The sequence below is a fragment of the Ectothiorhodospira sp. BSL-9 genome (genome assembly GCF_001632845.1).
In the GTDB taxonomy this organism is placed as follows: domain Bacteria; phylum Pseudomonadota; class Gammaproteobacteria; order Ectothiorhodospirales; family Ectothiorhodospiraceae; genus Ectothiorhodospira.
On record NZ_CP011994.1, the window covers coordinates 685749 to 702796 of the forward strand.

Genomic DNA, 17048 nt, shown 5'->3' on the forward strand with positions numbered 1-17048 from the left:
GCCTTATGCGCCAGGGCGGGCACTGGGCAGCGCTTCCCGGGCCAGTTTGCGCCCCAGGGCGATCACCGGCCCCGCCCGGTGAAACTCGTGGATCATGCACACGTTCTTGGGCACGCTGATCACCAGATCCGGTCGGAAGACCGCCAGGTGCTGCCGGGTGATGGCGGCCTGCATGGTATCCAGGGAGCGCATCAACACCTCGGACAAGGCCAGCCCTTCGGCGGCCGAGGGACTGGTGTCGTTGCCGAAGGACTCCACGTAGCCACGCATCCGCTGCAGCAGCCCATTCTTGTTGTGGTTCGCCCCCCGACCATCGGACTCCGGTTCGGACTCGGGGGCCGGGCCATTCACGTCCACCACAATGGTCAGGTCCGTCAGCGTGCGCAGCGTGGGCGCCACCGGCACCGGATTGAGCAGGCCACCATCCACCAGCGTGCGTCCCCGGTAGCGATGCGGCGTGAAGACCGCCGGGATGGCAATGGAGGCGCGGATGGCATCGAACAGCGAACCATCGCTCATCCATATCTCCCGGCCCCGATCGATGTCCACGGCCACGGCCGTGTAGCTGATGGGCAGATGCTCGATATCACTCTCCCCCACCAGTTCCTTGAGCTTCTTCATCAGCTTGTCGCCACGAATGATCCCTCCCCCGGAAAAACTCCAGTCCAGCAGACCCAGTACATCCGACTGGTCCAGACCCGTGACCCATTCCGCATAGGTATCCAGCTCCCCCAGGGCATAGATCCCCCCCACCAGCGCCCCCATGGAACTGCCGGCGATGGCACGGATCTCATAGCCCTGAGCCTCCAGCTCCTGGATCACCCCGATATGCGCCAGCCCGCGCGCCCCGCCAGACCCCAGCACCAGGGAAACCGTGCGAGCGGTGGAAGAAGCGGGCAGGGAGTCTGTTGCATTCATGCTGGATGGCACCGTCGAATTGTATAATCACAAGATAATTTAAATGGTGGCATTGCGGATACCCTTATAGCGCGATGCCCTCTTGCCCTCCTCCCGGAATACCATGTCCCGCATCCTCCTCAGCCTGCTGATCCTGTGTCTGACCCTATCATTGACATTCCCGCTGCAAGCCCAGGAGCACGGCCCTGCACCCATGGCGCAGATCTCCCAGGCGGAGGTGGAGGCACTGCTGGGCGAGATGGAGGCGGGCCAGGACCGCCTGGTCCCCCTGATCGATGCCATTGACACCGGCCCCGCCGAAGACTGGCTGGAGCAAAGCCCCGAACAACACCTGAGTCAGCGGGCTGGGGACGCGAGCCTTGCGAGCACGGAACAGGCGCTCTGGCAAAGTGCATTGGAGCGGGAGCAGTCCGCGGCGGATCGTGTGCGTGGCGCCCTGGATCGGGCCACCACGGCCCGTGCCACGCCAGAGCGGCTGAGTGAGTTCATGGACCGGATCAGGCAGGCGGTAGCCCCCCTGCGACCCGTTGAAGACGAGCGGACCATCAACGAAATCGATCAGGAACTGACCACCCTTGAGCGGCGTCGCCAGCAGGCCGCCCTGGAACTTGACCAGAAGCGGCTCACCCTGAGTCGTCTGGAGGAGCAGTCCCGCAACCAGGCCGAAACCCTGGAGCGCCTGAGTCGCGAGCGACAGGACACCATCGATCAGGCCCAGCCCCCTAATGATGTGGACATGCCCCAGGCACAGGAAGCCGCCTCCGAGGCACTGATCCGCCAGGCGGATGCCCGCATCATCGCCGCCCAGCTGGACGCCCAAACGTTATCTCCGCGCATGGAAACCCTGGCCCTGGAGGTCCGGGCCCTGGAACTGGAGTCCCGCTGGCTGGCCCTGCGGGCCACCCAGATGCAACGGGCACTGAATGAGCGCTCCACGGAAGAACTGCGCAGCCTGCGCGGCGACCTGCAGCGGCTGTTGAACCAGGAACCGGATGCCCGCACGCGCTTTGCCGATGAGATCCAGGCGCTGAATGCCCGTTTCGAGCACATCGCCCGCATCCAGAGCCGTATCCGGGAATTGCAGGCCGACCGAGAACGCTACACCCGCCTGGAGCAGGACCTGACTCAGACGCTGATCAATATCCGCGAACGCCTGGAGGTCAGCGGCCTCAACGAGGCCCTGGGTGGACTGTTTCTGGAGGAACAGCGACGGCTGCGAGACCTGGACGAGGTGCGCTTCACCCTGGCCACCATCGAACGGGAACTGTCTCAGGCACGCCTGCGCAGCATCAACCTGCGGGAACAGGCCTCGCGCCTGCCCTCCCGCCCGATCATCAGCACCGTCGACGATCCTGCCCAGGCGGAGATGGCCCGCATCCAGCAACAGGCCCTGACAGCGCACCTGCAGGCAGAGGAGGTGCTCACGGATCAATTGCGCCACGCGGACCTGCGGGCCCGGTCGGTAGTGGCACTGGTGGACGAACTGCAACAGATCCTCAGGGAAACCCTGCTGTGGTGGCCCAGCCACCTGCCGGTGAGCCTGGACTGGGCCATGGGGGCCCCCAGCGCCGTCACCAGCCTGGCGGACCCTGCCTCGTGGCGGGAGATCCGCTGGGCGCTCAGGGAAGTAACCATCGGCAGCCCACTGGCCATGTCGCTCACGCTGATGGTGGTGGGTCTGCTCTTCGCCTGGGGCCGGGGCACGCCGGCCCACCTCAAGGCACTGGCGGAAAAGACCCGCCACCGATTCACTGATCACATCAAGCTCACCGTGCAAGCCCTGTGGTGGAGCCTGGTCCGGGTGCTCCCCATCCCGCTGCTGCTCATGATCACCTCGCTGCGCCTGGAATGGATGCCGGAGATGGAATTCGGCGTGGAGGTACTGGCCACCATGCTCTTCAGTGCCTCCATCTGGTGGCTGGCGGGGCACCTGGTCCTGCTGTTCACCTCGGCCCATGGCGTCGCCCGTGCCCATTTTGGCTGGAACGAGCTGACCCTTCAGCGCCTGCGACGCCATCTCACCTGGTTCCTCCCGGTCCAGCTGGCCCTGATCCTGTTCCTGGCCCTCACCTTCGCGCACCCCAGTGAACTGGTGTTCGATATCTTCGGGCGTCTGGGCCTGCTGGCCGCCGTCATCATCACCGGCCTGCTGGGCTGGAACCTGCTGGCACCGCCTCCCGAGGACACACCCTTCCCACTGAAGGAACGGCGCCGACGCCTGCTGCGCATGACCCTGATGGCCGTTACCCTGACCCTGATGGTCCTGACCCTGGCCGGTTACCTGCTCACCGTGGGGGAACTGATGGCGCGCATCATCGACACCGCCATGGTGCTGGGTCTCGTATGGCTGGTCTACAGCCTCGCCGCCCGGGCGCTGATCCTCAGCGAAACCCGCCTGCTCCTGCGTCGCATGCGTGAGCAGCGGGCCAAGGCGGCGGCCGTGGAGAGCAGCAGTACCGTGGGTGCCGAGGGCGGCATGGATATCCCCGAGCGCCACCTGAGCCTGGAAGACGTGAACCAGCAGACCCGGACCCTGCTGCGCACCACCACCGGAGCGGGCATGATCCTGGCCCTGTTCTGGGCCTGGTCGGATGTGCTCCCGGCGCTGACCTGGCTGGATGGCATCACCCTCTGGTCACGCACCATCGCCGTGGGCGATACCGAGATACTGAGCAGGGTGAGCCTGCAGGACTTCCTGCTGGCGGGTTTTCTGGGGATTGTCTTCACCCTGGCGGCGCGCAACCTGCCGGGCCTGGTGGAGATCCTGCTGGCCCGCAGCACCACGCTGGACGCTGCCGGTCGCTATACCATCACCATGCTGCTGCGCTACGTGCTGGCCGTGGTCGCGGTGATCATCGTCTTTTCCCTGCTGGGCCTGCGCTGGAGCGAACTGCAGTGGATGGTGGCCGCCCTCACCCTGGGCCTGGGCTTTGGTCTGCAGGAGGTGGTGGCCAATTTCGTCTCGGGTCTGATCGTGCTGCTGGAACGCCCCATCCGCGTCGGCGACACCATTACCATCGGCGAATACAGCGGCACCGTGGCCCGCATCCGCACCCGTGCCACCACCATCGTGGACTGGGACAACCGGGAGATCGTCGTCCCCAACAAGAACTTCATCACCGAGCGCCTGATCAACTGGACCCTGTCCGACACCACCACCCGCCTGGTAATCCCGGTGGGCGTCAGCTACGACTCGGATGTGGACAAGGTACGGGAGATCCTGCTGGAAGTGGCCCGCGAAAACCCCCAGGTGCTGGACGACCCGGAACCCACCGTATTCTTCCTCAAGTTCGGCGACAGTGCCCTCACCTTCGAACTACGGGTATATGTCTGTCAGTTACGAGAGCGGCTGCTCACCATCAGTGAACTGCACACCACCATCATCAAGCGCTTCCGGCAGGAAGGCATTGAAATTGCTTATCCTCAGATGGACCTGCATATTCGGGATATGGCACCCCTGGCCCCCACCGGAGCCAACCTTCAAAGGGGTCAATAATGCCCCATAATGGCGCAGATGCGCACTTAAACAGTGCATATTGCTCAATTCCTTGCCCTTTTGGCGACAAACACTGGAACAATGAAAAGTTAAGCTTTACTCTCCCAAGCCCGCCGGTTGATGGCCTTCCGCGCGGGCCTGTAAGAGTGGGCCCTCCCCAGCCCTTGCAACGCCAGCCCCCTGCGTCAGATTGCCGCGGATGCCGACCAGCGACCAGATATCAGCGAGGTCAACGATGAGTTTTCACGCCTTACCGCCCGAACAGGGCCTGTATGATCCATCCCTGGAGCGCGATGCCTGTGGTGTCGGCTTTGTGTGCCACATCAGAAACGAGAAGAGCCATCGGATCGTCGCACAGGGGCTGGAGATCCTGGAACGCATCAATCACCGGGGTGCCGTCGGCGCCGACCCCAAGGCAGGTGATGGGGCCGGTATCCTGGTTCAGATTCCGGATGCCTTCTTCCGCTCCAAGGTAGGGTTCGATCTGCCCGAGGCCGGCCGCTACGGTGTGGGCATGATTTTCCTGCCCCAGGACGCCAGCCTGCGCGAGCAGATGCAGACGATCATCGAGACGCACATCCAGGAAGGCGGCCAGACCGTGCTGGGCTGGCGCGACGTCCCCGTGGACAACAGCGACCTGGGCGAGAGCGTGCTGCCCAGCGAACCGGTCGTGCGCCAGGTGTTCATCGGTCGGGGGGACAACTGCCCCGATCAGGACACCTTCGAGCGCAAAATGTTCGTGATCCGCAAGCGCATGGACAACGACATCCGCGATGCGGGGCACGGCGTGGACGCCTGCTACGTGTGTTCCATGTCCTCCCGCACGGTCAACTACAAGGGCATGCTGCTGGCCGGTCAGGTGGGCCACTACTACCTGGACCTGCAGGACGAAACCTTCGTCAGTGCCCTGGCGCTGGTGCACCAGCGCTTCTCCACCAACACCTTCCCCACCTGGGACCTGGCGCAGCCCTTCCGCATGGTCTGCCACAACGGCGAGATCAACACCCTGCGCGGCAACGTGAACTGGATGGCGGCCCGCCGCCACACCATGCGCTCCGAAGTGCTGGGCGATGATCTGGATACCATCTGGCCGCTGATCCCCGAGGGTCAGTCCGACTCCGCCTGCTTCGACAACGCCCTGGAACTGCTGGTGATGGGAGGCTACTCGCTGGCCCACGCCATGATGATCCTCATCCCCGAGGCCTGGTCGGGCAACACCCTCATGGACGAGAAGCGCCGCGCCTTCTACGAATATCACATGGCCCTGATGGAGCCCTGGGACGGCCCCGCCGCCATGTGCTTCACCGACGGCCGTCAGATCGGCGCCACCCTGGACCGCAACGGCCTGCGTCCGGCCCGCTACCTGGTCACCAACGACGACATGGTGATCCTGGGCTCGGAAATGGGCGTGCTGGACATCCCCGAGGAACGCATCGTCAAAAAGTGGCGCCTGCAACCCGGTCGCATGCTGCTGATCGACCTGGAAGAAGGCCGCATTATCAGTGATGACGAGGTCAAGGCCCAGCTGTCCGAGGCCCGCCCCTACGGCGAGTGGCTGAAGAAGACCCAGATCCGCCTGGAAGACCTGCCCACCGGCGTGGGCCCCATGGCCCCCGATGACGCCACCCTGCTGGACTACCAGCAGGCCTTTGGCTACACCCAGGAAGATCTCAAGTTCCTGCTCACCCCCATGGTGCTCACCGGCCAGGAGGCCGTGGGCTCCATGGGTGCGGACAACCCACCCTCGGTGCTCTCGACCCGGCCCAAGAACCTGTCCAACTACTTCAAGCAGAACTTTGCCCAGGTGACCAACCCGCCCATCGACCCGATCCGCGAGGAACTGGTCATGTCGCTGGTGTGCATGATTGGGCCGCGCCCCAACCTGCTGGGCATCAACGAAGCCGGTCAGCACTGGCGCCTGGAGACCCCGCAGCCGGTGCTCACCAATCAGGACCTGGAGCGCATCCGTCACATCGAGTACAACTCCAGCGGCGCCTTCCGCACCCGCACCCTGGATGTGTGCTACCCCGCATCCGAGGGGTCTGCGGGCATGGGGGCTGCCCTGGAAGCCCTGTGCGCCAAGGCGGAACAGGCGGTGCTGGATGGTTTCAACATCCTGATCCTGTCCGACCGCGACACCAACCAGGATCGCGTGCCGATCCCCATGCTGCTGGCCACCTCGGCCGTGCATCATCACCTGATCGACAAGGGCCTGCGCACCAGCTCCGGCATCGTCGTGGAGACCGGCGCGGCACTGGAGGTGCATCACTTCGCCACCCTGGAGGGCTATGGCGCCGAAGCCGTCAACCCCTACCTGGCCTTTGACACCATTCAGTCCATGCTGGACCGCCTGCCCGAGCGTCTGAGCTTTGAAGAGGCCCAGAAGCGCTATATCAAGGCGGTGGGCAAGGGCCTGCTCAAGGTGATGTCCAAGATGGGCATCTCCACCCTGGAGTCCTATTGCGGCGCGCAGATCTTCGACGCCGTGGGCCTGAACACGCCCTTCGTGGACAAGTACTTCTCCGGCACCCAGACCCGCGTGGAAGGCATCGGTCTGGCCCAGGTGGCCGAGGAGGCCGTGCGCTGGCACCAGCAGGCCTATGGTCATGCAGAGATCTACCGCGACCAGCTGGACGTGGGCGGCGACTACGCCTTCCGCCTGCGCGGCGAGAGCCACGTCTGGACGCCGGACACCATCGCCAAGCTGCAGCACGCCACCCGTGCCAACGACGCCGCCACCTACGATGAGTTCTCCCGCCTGATCAACGAGCAGACGGAGAACCTGCTCACCTTCCGTGGCCTGATGGACTTCCGTTTTGCCGACCGGGAGATCCCTCTGGACGAAGTGGAACCGGCCAAGGAGATCGTCAAGCGCTTTGCTACCGGGGCCATGTCCTTCGGCTCCATCTCCCACGAGGCCCATTCCACCCTGGCCAAGGCCATGAATGCCATCGGCGGCAAGTCCAACACCGGCGAGGGTGGCGAGGAGCCGGAGCGCTTCCTGCCCCTGGCGGATGGCACCATGAATCCGGAGCGTTCCGCCATCAAGCAGGTGGCCTCGGGCCGCTTCGGCGTGACCACCGAATATCTGGTGAACGCCGACGACATCCAGATCAAGGTGGCCCAGGGCGCCAAGCCCGGCGAGGGCGGCCAGCTGCCCGGCCACAAGGTGAATGCCCAGATTGCCCGGGTACGTCATTCCACCCCCGGGGTGGCTCTCATCTCGCCGCCGCCACACCACGACATCTATTCCATCGAGGACCTGGCCCAGCTGATCCACGACCTGAAGAACGTCAACCCGAAGGCCCGCGTCTCCGTGAAGCTGGTCTCCGAGGTGGGTGTGGGTACCGTGGCCGCGGGCGTTTCCAAGGCCCACGCGGATCACATCACCATCGCCGGCTACGACGGTGGCACGGGCGCCAGCCCGCTCACCTCCATCAAGCACGCCGGCAGTTCCTGGGAGATCGGCCTGGCCGAGACCCATCAGACCCTGGTGATGAACCGCCTGCGCGGGCGCGTTTCCCTGCAGGTGGACGGCGGTCTGCGGACCGGCCGTGACGTGGTCGTCGGCGCCCTGCTGGGGGCCGACGAGTTCGGCTTTGCCACCGCACCGCTGATCGTGGAAGGCTGCATCATGATGCGCAAATGCCATCTGAACACCTGCCCGGTGGGCGTGGCCACCCAGGATCCGGAGTTGCGCAAGCGCTTCACCGGCAAGCCCGAACACGTGATCAACTACTTCTTCTTCGTGGCCGAAGAGGTCCGCCGCCTGATGGCCAGGCTGGGCTTCCGCACCATGGACGAGATGATTGGTCAGGCAGACCGCCTGGAAATGCGTCGCGCCATCAATCACTGGAAGGCGGAGGGGCTGGACTACACCAGGCTCCTGACCCGCCCGGACGTGGGCCCGGACGTGGCCATCCGTCACTGCGAACTCCAGGATCACGGCCTGGACAAGGCCCTGGATCACGAACTGATCCAGCAGGCCGAGCCCGCCCTGAGCCAGGGCAAGCCGGTGACGATCCAGGCACAGATCCGCAACTACCACCGCACCGTGGGCACCATGCTCTCCGGCCGCGTGGCCGAGCGTTATGGCCATGCGGGGTTGCCGGACGACACCATCCACATCAAGGCCAAGGGCACTGGCGGCCAATCCTTCGGGGCCTGGCTGGCCAAGGGCGTGACCATCGACATGGAAGGCGAGGCCAACGACTACGTGGGCAAGGGCCTCTCCGGCGGTCGCATCATCATCTATCCGCCGGCCCATTCGGCCATCAATCCGGCCGAGGACAACATCATCGTGGGCAACACGGTGCTCTATGGCGCCATCAGCGGTGAGGTGTTCTTCCGCGGTGTGGCCGGTGAGCGGTTCTGTGTGCGCAACTCCGGCGCCACCGCGGTGGTGGAGGGCGTGGGCGACCACGGCTGCGAATACATGACCGGCGGTGTCGTGGTCTGCCTGGGCACCACCGGTCGCAACTTCGCTGCCGGCATGTCCGGGGGCATCGCCTATGTCCTGGACGAGGACGGCAGCTTTGCCGACCGCTGCAACCAGGCCATGGTGGAACTGGAGCCCATCGCCGATGAGGACGATGCCCTGGAGGCCTGGGATCACCAGGGCGGGGACCTGGAAACCCACGGCCGCGTGGATGTGAGCCGCGACATGACCCGCTTTGATGCCCAGCGCCTCAAGAGCCTGATCCAGCGTCATCTGGACTACACCGGCTCGACCCGCGCCAGGGCCATTCTGGACGATTGGGAGGCCTGGCTGCCCCGCTTCGTCAAGGTGATGCCGGTGGATTATCGCCGCGCACTGGAAGACCTCCAGGCCCAGAAGGCACGTCCGCCCGAGCCCAACAAACCGCCAAAGGCCAGCCAGACGCTTGAAGGGAGCGCCAACCATGGGTAAGCCAACCGGATTCATGGAATACGACCGTCGCGACCGGCACTACGAGCCGGCCGCCGACCGCATCGTGCACTACCGGGAATTCGTCATTCCCCTGAAGCCCGACCAGGTACGTGAACAGGGGGCTCGCTGCATGGACTGCGGCATCCCCTTCTGCCACCAGGGCTGTCCGGTGAACAACCTGATCCCCGACTGGAACGACCTGGTCTACCGGAACGACTGGGAACAGGCCATCAAGGTGCTGCATTCCACCAACAACTTCCCGGAGTTCACCGGGCGCATCTGTCCGGCGCCCTGCGAGACCTCCTGCACGCTCAACATCGACGACACGCCGGTGACCATCAAGACCATCGAGTGCGCCATTGTCGACCGGGCCTGGGAAGAGGGCTGGATCAAACCCCAGGTGGCCCATCGGCGCACCGGCAAGACCGTGGCCGTGGTGGGTTCCGGCCCGGCCGGTCTGGCCTGTGCCCAGCAACTGGCCCGGGCCGGTCATAACGTGGACGTGTTCGAAAAGGCCGACCGTATTGGTGGTCTGCTGCGCTATGGCATCCCGGACTTCAAGATGGACAAGCACCACATCGACCGGCGTATTGCCCAGATGCGTACCGAGGGCGTACGTTTCCATACCCTGTCCCATATCGGCGTGGACATCCCCGTGTCCCGGCTGCAGGACGATTACGATGCCCTGGTGCTGGCCGGTGGTTCCGAGAAGCCCCGTGACCTGCCGGTTCCCGGCCGGGAGCTCAACGGTGTGCACTTCGCCATGGACTTCCTCACCCGCAACAGCAAGCGGGTGCAGGGCGTGTTCGTGCCCGACGACGACTTCATCAGCGCCCAGGGCAAGCACGTGCTGGTCATCGGTGGCGGCGATACCGGCTCCGACTGCATCGGCACCTCCAACCGTCATGGCGCGGCCCACGTCACCCAGGTGGAGATCCTGGACAAGCCGCCGCAGAAGGAAGACAAGGGCCTCACCTGGCCCGACTGGCCCAACCGCATGCGCACCTCCAGCTCTCAGGAGGAAGGCTGTGACCGCATGTGGAATATCGCCACCAAGGGCTTCATCGACGACGGTCATGGCAATGTGAAGGCCGCCAAGGTGGTCACCGTGAAGTGGGAGAAGGACGCCGAGGGTCGTTTCCAGATGAGCGAGGTGCCCGGCACCGAGCAGGAGATCCGCTGCGATCTCGTGCTGCTGGCCATGGGCTTCGTGCATCCCGTGCAGGAAGGCATGCTGGCTGAGTTGAAGGACAAGGCCAATCTGGAACTGGATGCCCGCGGCAACGTGAAGGGCAGCACCGAGGGCGAGCAGGCCTACCACACCAGCGCCGAGGGCGTGTTCGCCGCCGGCGACATGCGTCGCGGCCAGTCCCTGGTGGTCTGGGCCATCCGCGAGGGACGCCAGTGCGCCCGCTCGGTGGATCAGTGGCTGATGGGCCGCACCGACCTGCCGCGGTAAGCCCACCACCCTCACCCCACCCCCTCTCCCGCTGGCGGGAGAGGGGCTTGTTACGGCTTTACCCCCACCCCCACATCGGGCACTCTCAAGGCATCACGACCCATCCCCTCGGGATGGCACGTACCACCGCCCAGGGAGCACAGCCCATGCCAGAGACCACCCCCTCCGTGTATGACTTCGAGGCCACCGACATCCAGGGCAACCCCCGCCCGCTGTCGGAATTTGCCGGAAGGGTCCTGCTGATCACCAACGTGGCCAGTCAATGCGGTTTCACGCGCCAGTACAGTGGCCTGCAGGCCCTGCAGGATCGTTTCCATGAGCGCGGTTTCGACGTCCTGGGCTTTCCCTGCAACCAGTTCGGCAATCAGGAACCCGGGGATGAATCCCAGATCGCCGAGTTCTGCAGTACACGGTTTCAGGCGAACTTTCCCATGTTTGCCAAGGTGGAGGTAAACGGCAACAACGCCCACCCCCTCTACCAGCACCTCAAGGCCCAGGCGCCGGGCCTGATGGGCTCACAGGCCGTCAAATGGAACTTCACCAAGTTCCTGGTGGACCGTGAGGGCTGGGTGACCCGGCGATATGCCCCCAACACGGACCCCAAGGACATCGCCAAGGACATCGAGCGGCTGCTGTGACACCCATGAATACCGCCTCCTCCGACCCCACTCAACAAACTGCCCTGATCACCGGCGCCAACTCCGGCCTGGGCAAGGCCATCGCCATGGACCTGGCGCGTCGGGGCATGACCCTGGTGATGGTCTGCCGCTCCCTGCCCCGCGGCGAACAGGCCCGCTGGGAGATCCGTGCCGAAACCGGCAATGAAGACATCTATCTGATCGCCGGCGATCTCACGGAACAGGCGGATGTGCGTCGTGTGGCCGCGCATTTCAAGCGCGACTTCAAGGCCCTGCACCTGCTCATCAACAATGCCGGCAGCGCCTTCCCGGAGCGACGCCTCACCCAGGATGGCATCGAAAAAGCCCTGGCCATCAACCATGTGGCCCCCCTGCTGCTCACCCGGTTGCTGCTACCCCGCCTCAAGGCCAGCGCTCCGGCACGGATCATCAACGTAGGCACCCGGTTCAACACAGCCATGGACCTGGACGACCTCAACTGGGAGAAGCGGCGCTACCGCATGATGCAGGCCTACGGACAATCCAAGCTGGGGATGCTGCACACCACCTTCGCACTGGCGCGCCAGCTGGAGGGCACCGGAGTCACCGTGAACTGCGTCTTCCCGGGGGTGTTCATGTCCAATCTGGGTGGCACCGATGGCGCCCAGAACGCCTTCTGGCGTGCCGTGGCTCGCTGGCTGGGATGGGCCATCCCTCCGGCAGAGCGCGCCGCACAGGGTGTGATCCACTACGCCACTGCGCCGGAGTGCGCCCAGCTGACCGGGCAGTATCTCTCCCGCAAGGGCCCCTTGAAGGCCCCGGCGCAGGCCAGGGATCCGGCGATGAACCAGCGGATTCTGGAGGCCACCGACGGCCTCATCACCCCGCCGTAACGCCCACTCCGCCCCGCAGACGGGCCCCTGCACGCGGGCACAGCCCAGAACATTCAAGGATCAGGGGCGCGACCCAATGCGCCCCCCCCCATCCCACCCTTCTCCTCCAGCACGCTGGCAAATCACGCCGTCTGGCATCTGCGACCCGGATGCGTCATATTTTCCCTGGCCCAAGAGCCGGTAAAACCGATGACAAGAATACAGACCACCGAGGAGACCACCCCCATGTCCATCAAACGTCGCGACTTTCTCAAGGCAGGCACGGCAGTCGCCACGGGCGCCGCCGTGCTGGGCGCGCCCGCCATCGTCAAGGCCCGCGATCGCTTCAACTGGCGCATGACCACCACATGGCCCAGTGGGCTGCCCTTCTTCCAGACCGGCCCGGGCAGTGCCACGGATTTCGCCCGGCGGGTGGAGGAAATGTCGGACGGGCGTATCCGCATCCGCGTCTATTCGGCCAACGAACTGGTACCCGCCTTCGAAGGCTTTGACGCCGCCTCCTCCGGCCGTCAGGTGCAGCTCAACCACGGCTGCGCCTATTACTGGGCCGGCAAGTCCTTCGCCGCCCAGTATTTCACCACCGTTCCCTTCGGCATGACCTTCCAGGGCCACAATGCCTGGCTGAACGAGGGCGGCGGTTACGAACTCTACCGGGAGGTGTACGAACCCTTTGACCTGATCCCCCTGGTGGTGGGCTGCACCGGGGTACAGCCCATGGGCTGGTTCCGTGAACCGGTGGAGAGCGTACGGGATTTCCGGGGACTGAACATCCGCATGCCGGGCCTGGCCGGGGACATCTACAACGCCATCGGCGCCAATGCGCGACTGCTGCCCGGTGGCGAATTGTTCGCTGCCCTGGAACGCGGCGCCATCGATGCCGCCGAGTGGGTGGGCCCCTATTCCGATCGGGAACTGGGCCTGCATCGGGCCGCCAAGTACTACTATTCCTCCGGCTGGCATGAGCCGGCCACCAGCACCGAGGTGGTGGTGAACCGTCGCGCCTGGGATTCCCTGCCCAAGGACCTGCAGGCGGTGATGCGCAACGCCGCCGCAGCCTGCAACATCACCTCCCATGCCTGGCTGGAGGCCCGCAACGCCGATGCCCTGGACGACCTGGTGAACAACCATGGGGTGCAGTTCGGCCCGGTGCCCGACGATGTAATCGAGGCCCTGCTGGAGGCCACCCGGGATATCCTCAGCGACCGCGCCGCGGACGATGAGCTCACCCGCAAGGTCCACGAGAGCTATTTCAGGTTCAAGGCCCGCCACGACCGCTGGCAGGCCAACTCGGAGACCATGTTCCAGACCCAGATCCGGGATCTGGGGCAAAAGATCCTGGGATAACCCGCTCTCACCCCAGCCCCTCTCCCCTTTGCGGGAGAGGGGCTTCATGCTGCCTGGGAGGCATTCATGTCCCGACTCCTGCTGCGCATCGAACGCGCCCTGAACCAGGTGACCCGCCTGGCTGGCTGGATAGCAGCCATCAGCATGGCGGCTCTGGTGCTGCTGGTCTTCGCCAACATGGCGGCCCGCTATGCCCTGGGCATGGGCAGTGTCTGGTCCCAGGAACTGGAATGGTATGTGCTGTCCCTCACGGTGATGACGGGCATCGCCTATGCCATGCGCTCCGATGAGCACGTGCGGGTGGATGTGTTCTCCCATCACCTCAGCCGCGTGGGCAAGCTCTGGCTGGATGGCATCACCATGCTGCTGGTGGCCATCCCCGTCTCCCTGCTGGTTCTTTACTACACCTGGCCTTTCGTGCAGATCTCCTACGTGCGCGGTGAAGGCTCACCCAATGCCGGCGGCATGCCCTGGCTGTTCCTGCCCAAGGCCATGATCCTGGTGGGCTTTGCGCTGATTCTCATCGAGTCATTGCGACAATTGCTGCGCATTGGTCGGCGCCTGGTCTTCCATTACCGCCATGCACGTCGTCACCACGCAGGGAGCGCCGATCATGCCGCTTGAGTACATCGCCCTGATGATGGTGGTCGCCTTCTTCGTCCTGGTGCTGACCGGGATACCGGTGGCTTTTGCCGTGGCGGCAGTGGGCTTCATCTTCGGCTTCATCGGCTTTGAAGGCTGGTTGTTCGAACTGCTGCCCGCCCGCATCTTCGGCACCATCACCAATTACACCCTGCTGGCCATCCCCTTATTCGTCTTCATGGGCGTGATGCTGGACAAGACCCGGGTGGCCGAGCGCATGCTGGAGGTGATCGGCCATGCCAGCGGTGCCCTGCCCGGTGGCATGGCCCTGGCGGTGATCATGGTGGGTGTACTCATGGGAGCGGCCACCGGCATCGTGGGGGCGGCCATTGTCACCCTCACCCTGATGGCCCTGCCCACGCTACTCAGGCGCGGCTACAAACCCACCGTGGCCTGCGGCACCATATGCGCCTCGGGCACCCTGGGTCAGATCATTCCTCCAAGCCTGGTGCTGCTGGTGCTGGCAGACACCATGAACCTCTCGGTGGGCAGCCTGTTTGCCGCGGCCCTGATCCCGGGGCTGCTGCTGGCCACCCTGTACGTGCTGTACCTGTTCGTGCTGGCCTGGTTCTATTCCGCCGACGTGCCGGCCCTGGATGCGGCCGAGCGGGCAGCCATGAGCACCCGTCAATTGATCCGGGACCTGTTCACCTCGGTACTGCCCCCGCTGGCCTTGGTGCTGGCGGTGCTGGGGGCCATCATCGGTGGCATCGCGGCCCCCACCGAGGCAGCTGCCGTGGGCGCGGTGGGTGCCGTGGTGGTGGCGGCGGTGATGGGGCGGTTGAGCCGACCGGTGATGTCCGAGACCCTGAAGGTCACGGTGCGCATCACCGCCATGGTGTTTTTCGTGCTGATCGCCTCGCAGGTGTTCGCCCTGGCCTTCCGGGGGCTGGATGGAGAGTTCCTGGTGGAGGCCATGTTTGACTGGGTGCCCGGCGGACCCTACGGCACGCTGCTGTTCATGCTGCTGCTGATCTTCCTGCTAGGGTTTTTCCTGGAGTGGATTCAGATCACCTACATCGTGGTGCCGCTGTTCATGCCCTTCCTGGCGGGCTACCCGGAGTTCTCCATGGTGTGGATCGCCATCCTGATCGCCATGAACCTGCAGACCTCGTTCCTCACGCCGCCGTTCGGATGGTCGCTGATCTTCATGAAGGGGGTGGCGCCCCGAGGCATCAAGACCACGGACATCTACAAGGGCGCCATCCCCTTCGTGATCATCCAGCTGGCCGCCCTGGGGCTGCTGGTGGCCTTCCCGCAGATCGCCCTGTGGCTGCCCGAGGCGATCGGGTGGTGATGGCTGGAGGCCGTTGGGCCTGCCAGCCAGAGCCACCCCCTGCGTGATCAGGCGACTTCGACGTACTCAACGTGGCTGCTCGGCGGTGGAATGGGCTCCCCGTCTTCTCGCATACCGTCAAGGTGAAACTCGATCGCCTCCCGAATCTGCTGCTCGACCTCTTCGATGCTTGCCCCGGTGGCAATACAGCCCGGCAAATCGGGCACATAGGCTGAGTAGTTTTTTTCTGCCTTTTCAATGACGATTGCGTACTTCATAGCAGCACCTATTTCCAGCCAGCCTGTTTGCAAATGCTGTCCACCGTTCCGACAGCCAAATCATCTCCGGGTTTTCCTGGCACTGTCACCCTGCCGGGTTTAGAGGGATGCTTGAATTGCCGGTGACTACCCCGTGTTGAGTGTTGGTACCACCCGTCTTCCTTCAATTTCCGGAGAATATCGCGTACTTTCATCCGTTCTAGATTATCCCATCCGTATGTCCTGGAGTAGCCTGAATTACGTAGGCCCGGACCGGTATACATCGACAAAAAAGATCACCGTGGTGATCGCCCCCACGAGAACAATGCCGTTGCGCAAGACATTCGGCGGCAGGCGCCGGCCGATGCGGGCGCCAGCGAAGCCGCCCAGGACGGCGGCCAGGGCCATGGGGGGCAGTTCCGGCCAGGAGATGGCGCCGCCAGCCACGAAGATGGCCACGGCAATCACGGTGAGCACGGCGGAGAGCAGGTTTTTCAGGCCGTTGGCCACGTTCAGGTCATGCACACCCAGCAGGCGGAACATGGCCAGCATGACGATGCCCATGCCACCGTTGAAATACCCGCCATAGCCGCACACGGCCAGCACCCCCACCCGACCCCAGAGGCCATGGCCACGCCCCGCACGCCGGGACAGAAACCCATGCAGACGCGGCCCGAAGGCGAACAACACCGTGGCAAACAGCAGCAGCCAGGGCACGATCACCCGGAAGGCCTGATCCGAGGTGGCCAGCAGCAGCAAGGCACCCGCAGCGCCCCCCACGGCACCGATGACCACCACCGCCAGCACCGACAACCCCGCCGGGGCCTTGATGAGATCCCGATAGGCCCAGGCACTGGCCAGATAGCCCGGCAGCAGAGCCGCCGTGCCAGTGGCATTGGCCGCCACCGGGGGCACACCGGTAAACACCAGAGCCGGCAGGGTAAGGAAACTGCCGCCACCGGCCAGGGCATTGATGATGCCAGCGAAGAAGGCCGCCGTGGCGATGATCAGGATGCTAAGCGGTTCCAGAGCCACGCGCGTGCTCCTCTGGGGGGGACGATCCTGAACATCGCTCCAGATGAAATCTGGCCATCTTCCTTTCTCCTTTTAAGTTTTTTCGCCTAACGTCCCGCTCACGCGCCGGTTTTGAGCGGTGAAGAGGCGGAAAATCGGTCGCTGTAAAGCCGCCAGAGCCAACCTAGCAAAAACTATGGAACAGGTCCCCCCCGTGCCAATA

General features: G+C 64.5%; 12 protein-coding genes. 8 read left to right on the forward strand and 4 right to left on the reverse strand.

Annotation, left to right across the window (positions count from 1 at the left end; genetic code table 11):
* Positions 1–3: 3 nt before the first annotated feature.
* Positions 4–918, reverse strand: coding sequence for a patatin-like phospholipase family protein (locus ECTOBSL9_RS03455; RefSeq protein ID WP_063463891.1), 915 nt, complete (start codon positions 916–918; stop codon positions 4–6).
* Positions 919–1021: 103 nt separating this feature from the next.
* Between ECTOBSL9_RS03455 and ECTOBSL9_RS03460 the strand changes: the two genes are divergently transcribed.
* From ECTOBSL9_RS03460 to ECTOBSL9_RS03495, 8 genes are all read left to right on the forward strand, one after another.
* Positions 1022–4414 (forward strand): mechanosensitive ion channel domain-containing protein, encoded by a 3393-nt coding sequence (locus ECTOBSL9_RS03460; RefSeq protein ID WP_063463892.1) that lies wholly within the window; start codon positions 1022–1024, stop codon positions 4412–4414.
* Positions 4415–4649: 235 nt separating this feature from the next.
* On the forward strand, positions 4650–9323 hold the full coding sequence (gene gltB / locus ECTOBSL9_RS03465) for a glutamate synthase large subunit (RefSeq protein WP_063463893.1): 4674 nt from the start codon (positions 4650–4652) through the stop codon (positions 9321–9323).
* Positions 9316–10782, forward strand: coding sequence for a glutamate synthase subunit beta (locus ECTOBSL9_RS03470; protein WP_063463894.1), 1467 nt, complete (start codon positions 9316–9318; stop codon positions 10780–10782). The genes gltB and ECTOBSL9_RS03470 overlap by 8 nt, the downstream gene beginning before the upstream one ends.
* 146 nt (positions 10783–10928) lie before the next feature.
* Positions 10929–11420 carry a glutathione peroxidase gene (locus tag ECTOBSL9_RS03475; RefSeq protein WP_063463895.1) on the forward strand — a complete coding sequence of 164 codons (492 nt, stop codon included), beginning with the start codon at positions 10929–10931 and terminating at the stop codon, positions 11418–11420.
* 5 nt (positions 11421–11425) lie between these two features.
* On the forward strand, positions 11426–12292 hold the full coding sequence (locus ECTOBSL9_RS03480) for an SDR family NAD(P)-dependent oxidoreductase (RefSeq protein ID WP_063463896.1): 867 nt from the start codon (positions 11426–11428) through the stop codon (positions 12290–12292).
* A 225-nt stretch (positions 12293–12517) separates the two neighbouring features.
* Positions 12518–13636: a TRAP transporter substrate-binding protein gene (locus ECTOBSL9_RS03485; RefSeq protein WP_063463897.1), complete on the forward strand. Its 1119-nt coding sequence runs from the start codon at positions 12518–12520 to the stop codon at positions 13634–13636.
* Between the two features lie 66 nt (positions 13637–13702).
* A complete protein-coding gene (locus ECTOBSL9_RS03490; protein WP_063463898.1) occupies positions 13703–14260 on the forward strand; it encodes a TRAP transporter small permease subunit in 558 nt (185 codons plus the stop codon).
* Complete coding sequence (locus ECTOBSL9_RS03495) at positions 14250–15575, forward strand: TRAP transporter large permease subunit (RefSeq protein WP_063463899.1); 1326 nt, start codon at positions 14250–14252, stop codon at positions 15573–15575. The genes ECTOBSL9_RS03490 and ECTOBSL9_RS03495 overlap by 11 nt, the downstream gene beginning before the upstream one ends.
* A 47-nt stretch (positions 15576–15622) precedes the next feature.
* On the opposite strand, the gene ECTOBSL9_RS03500 is transcribed toward ECTOBSL9_RS03495, so the two are convergent.
* From ECTOBSL9_RS03500 to ECTOBSL9_RS03505, 3 genes are read right to left on the reverse strand one after another with little or no spacing between them, the layout of a single operon-like run.
* Entirely contained in the window at positions 15623–15832 is a 210-nt protein-coding gene (locus ECTOBSL9_RS03500; protein WP_063463900.1) for a type II toxin-antitoxin system HicB family antitoxin, read from the reverse strand.
* 8 nt (positions 15833–15840) lie between these two features.
* Positions 15841–16026, reverse strand: a complete 186-nt coding sequence (locus ECTOBSL9_RS16360) for a type II toxin-antitoxin system HicA family toxin (protein ID WP_082829711.1) — start codon at positions 16024–16026, stop codon at positions 15841–15843.
* 43 nt (positions 16027–16069) lie between these two features.
* Positions 16070–16846, reverse strand: a complete 777-nt coding sequence (locus ECTOBSL9_RS03505) for a sulfite exporter TauE/SafE family protein (RefSeq protein WP_205631989.1) — start codon at positions 16844–16846, stop codon at positions 16070–16072.
* Positions 16847–17048: the final 202 nt, after the last annotated feature.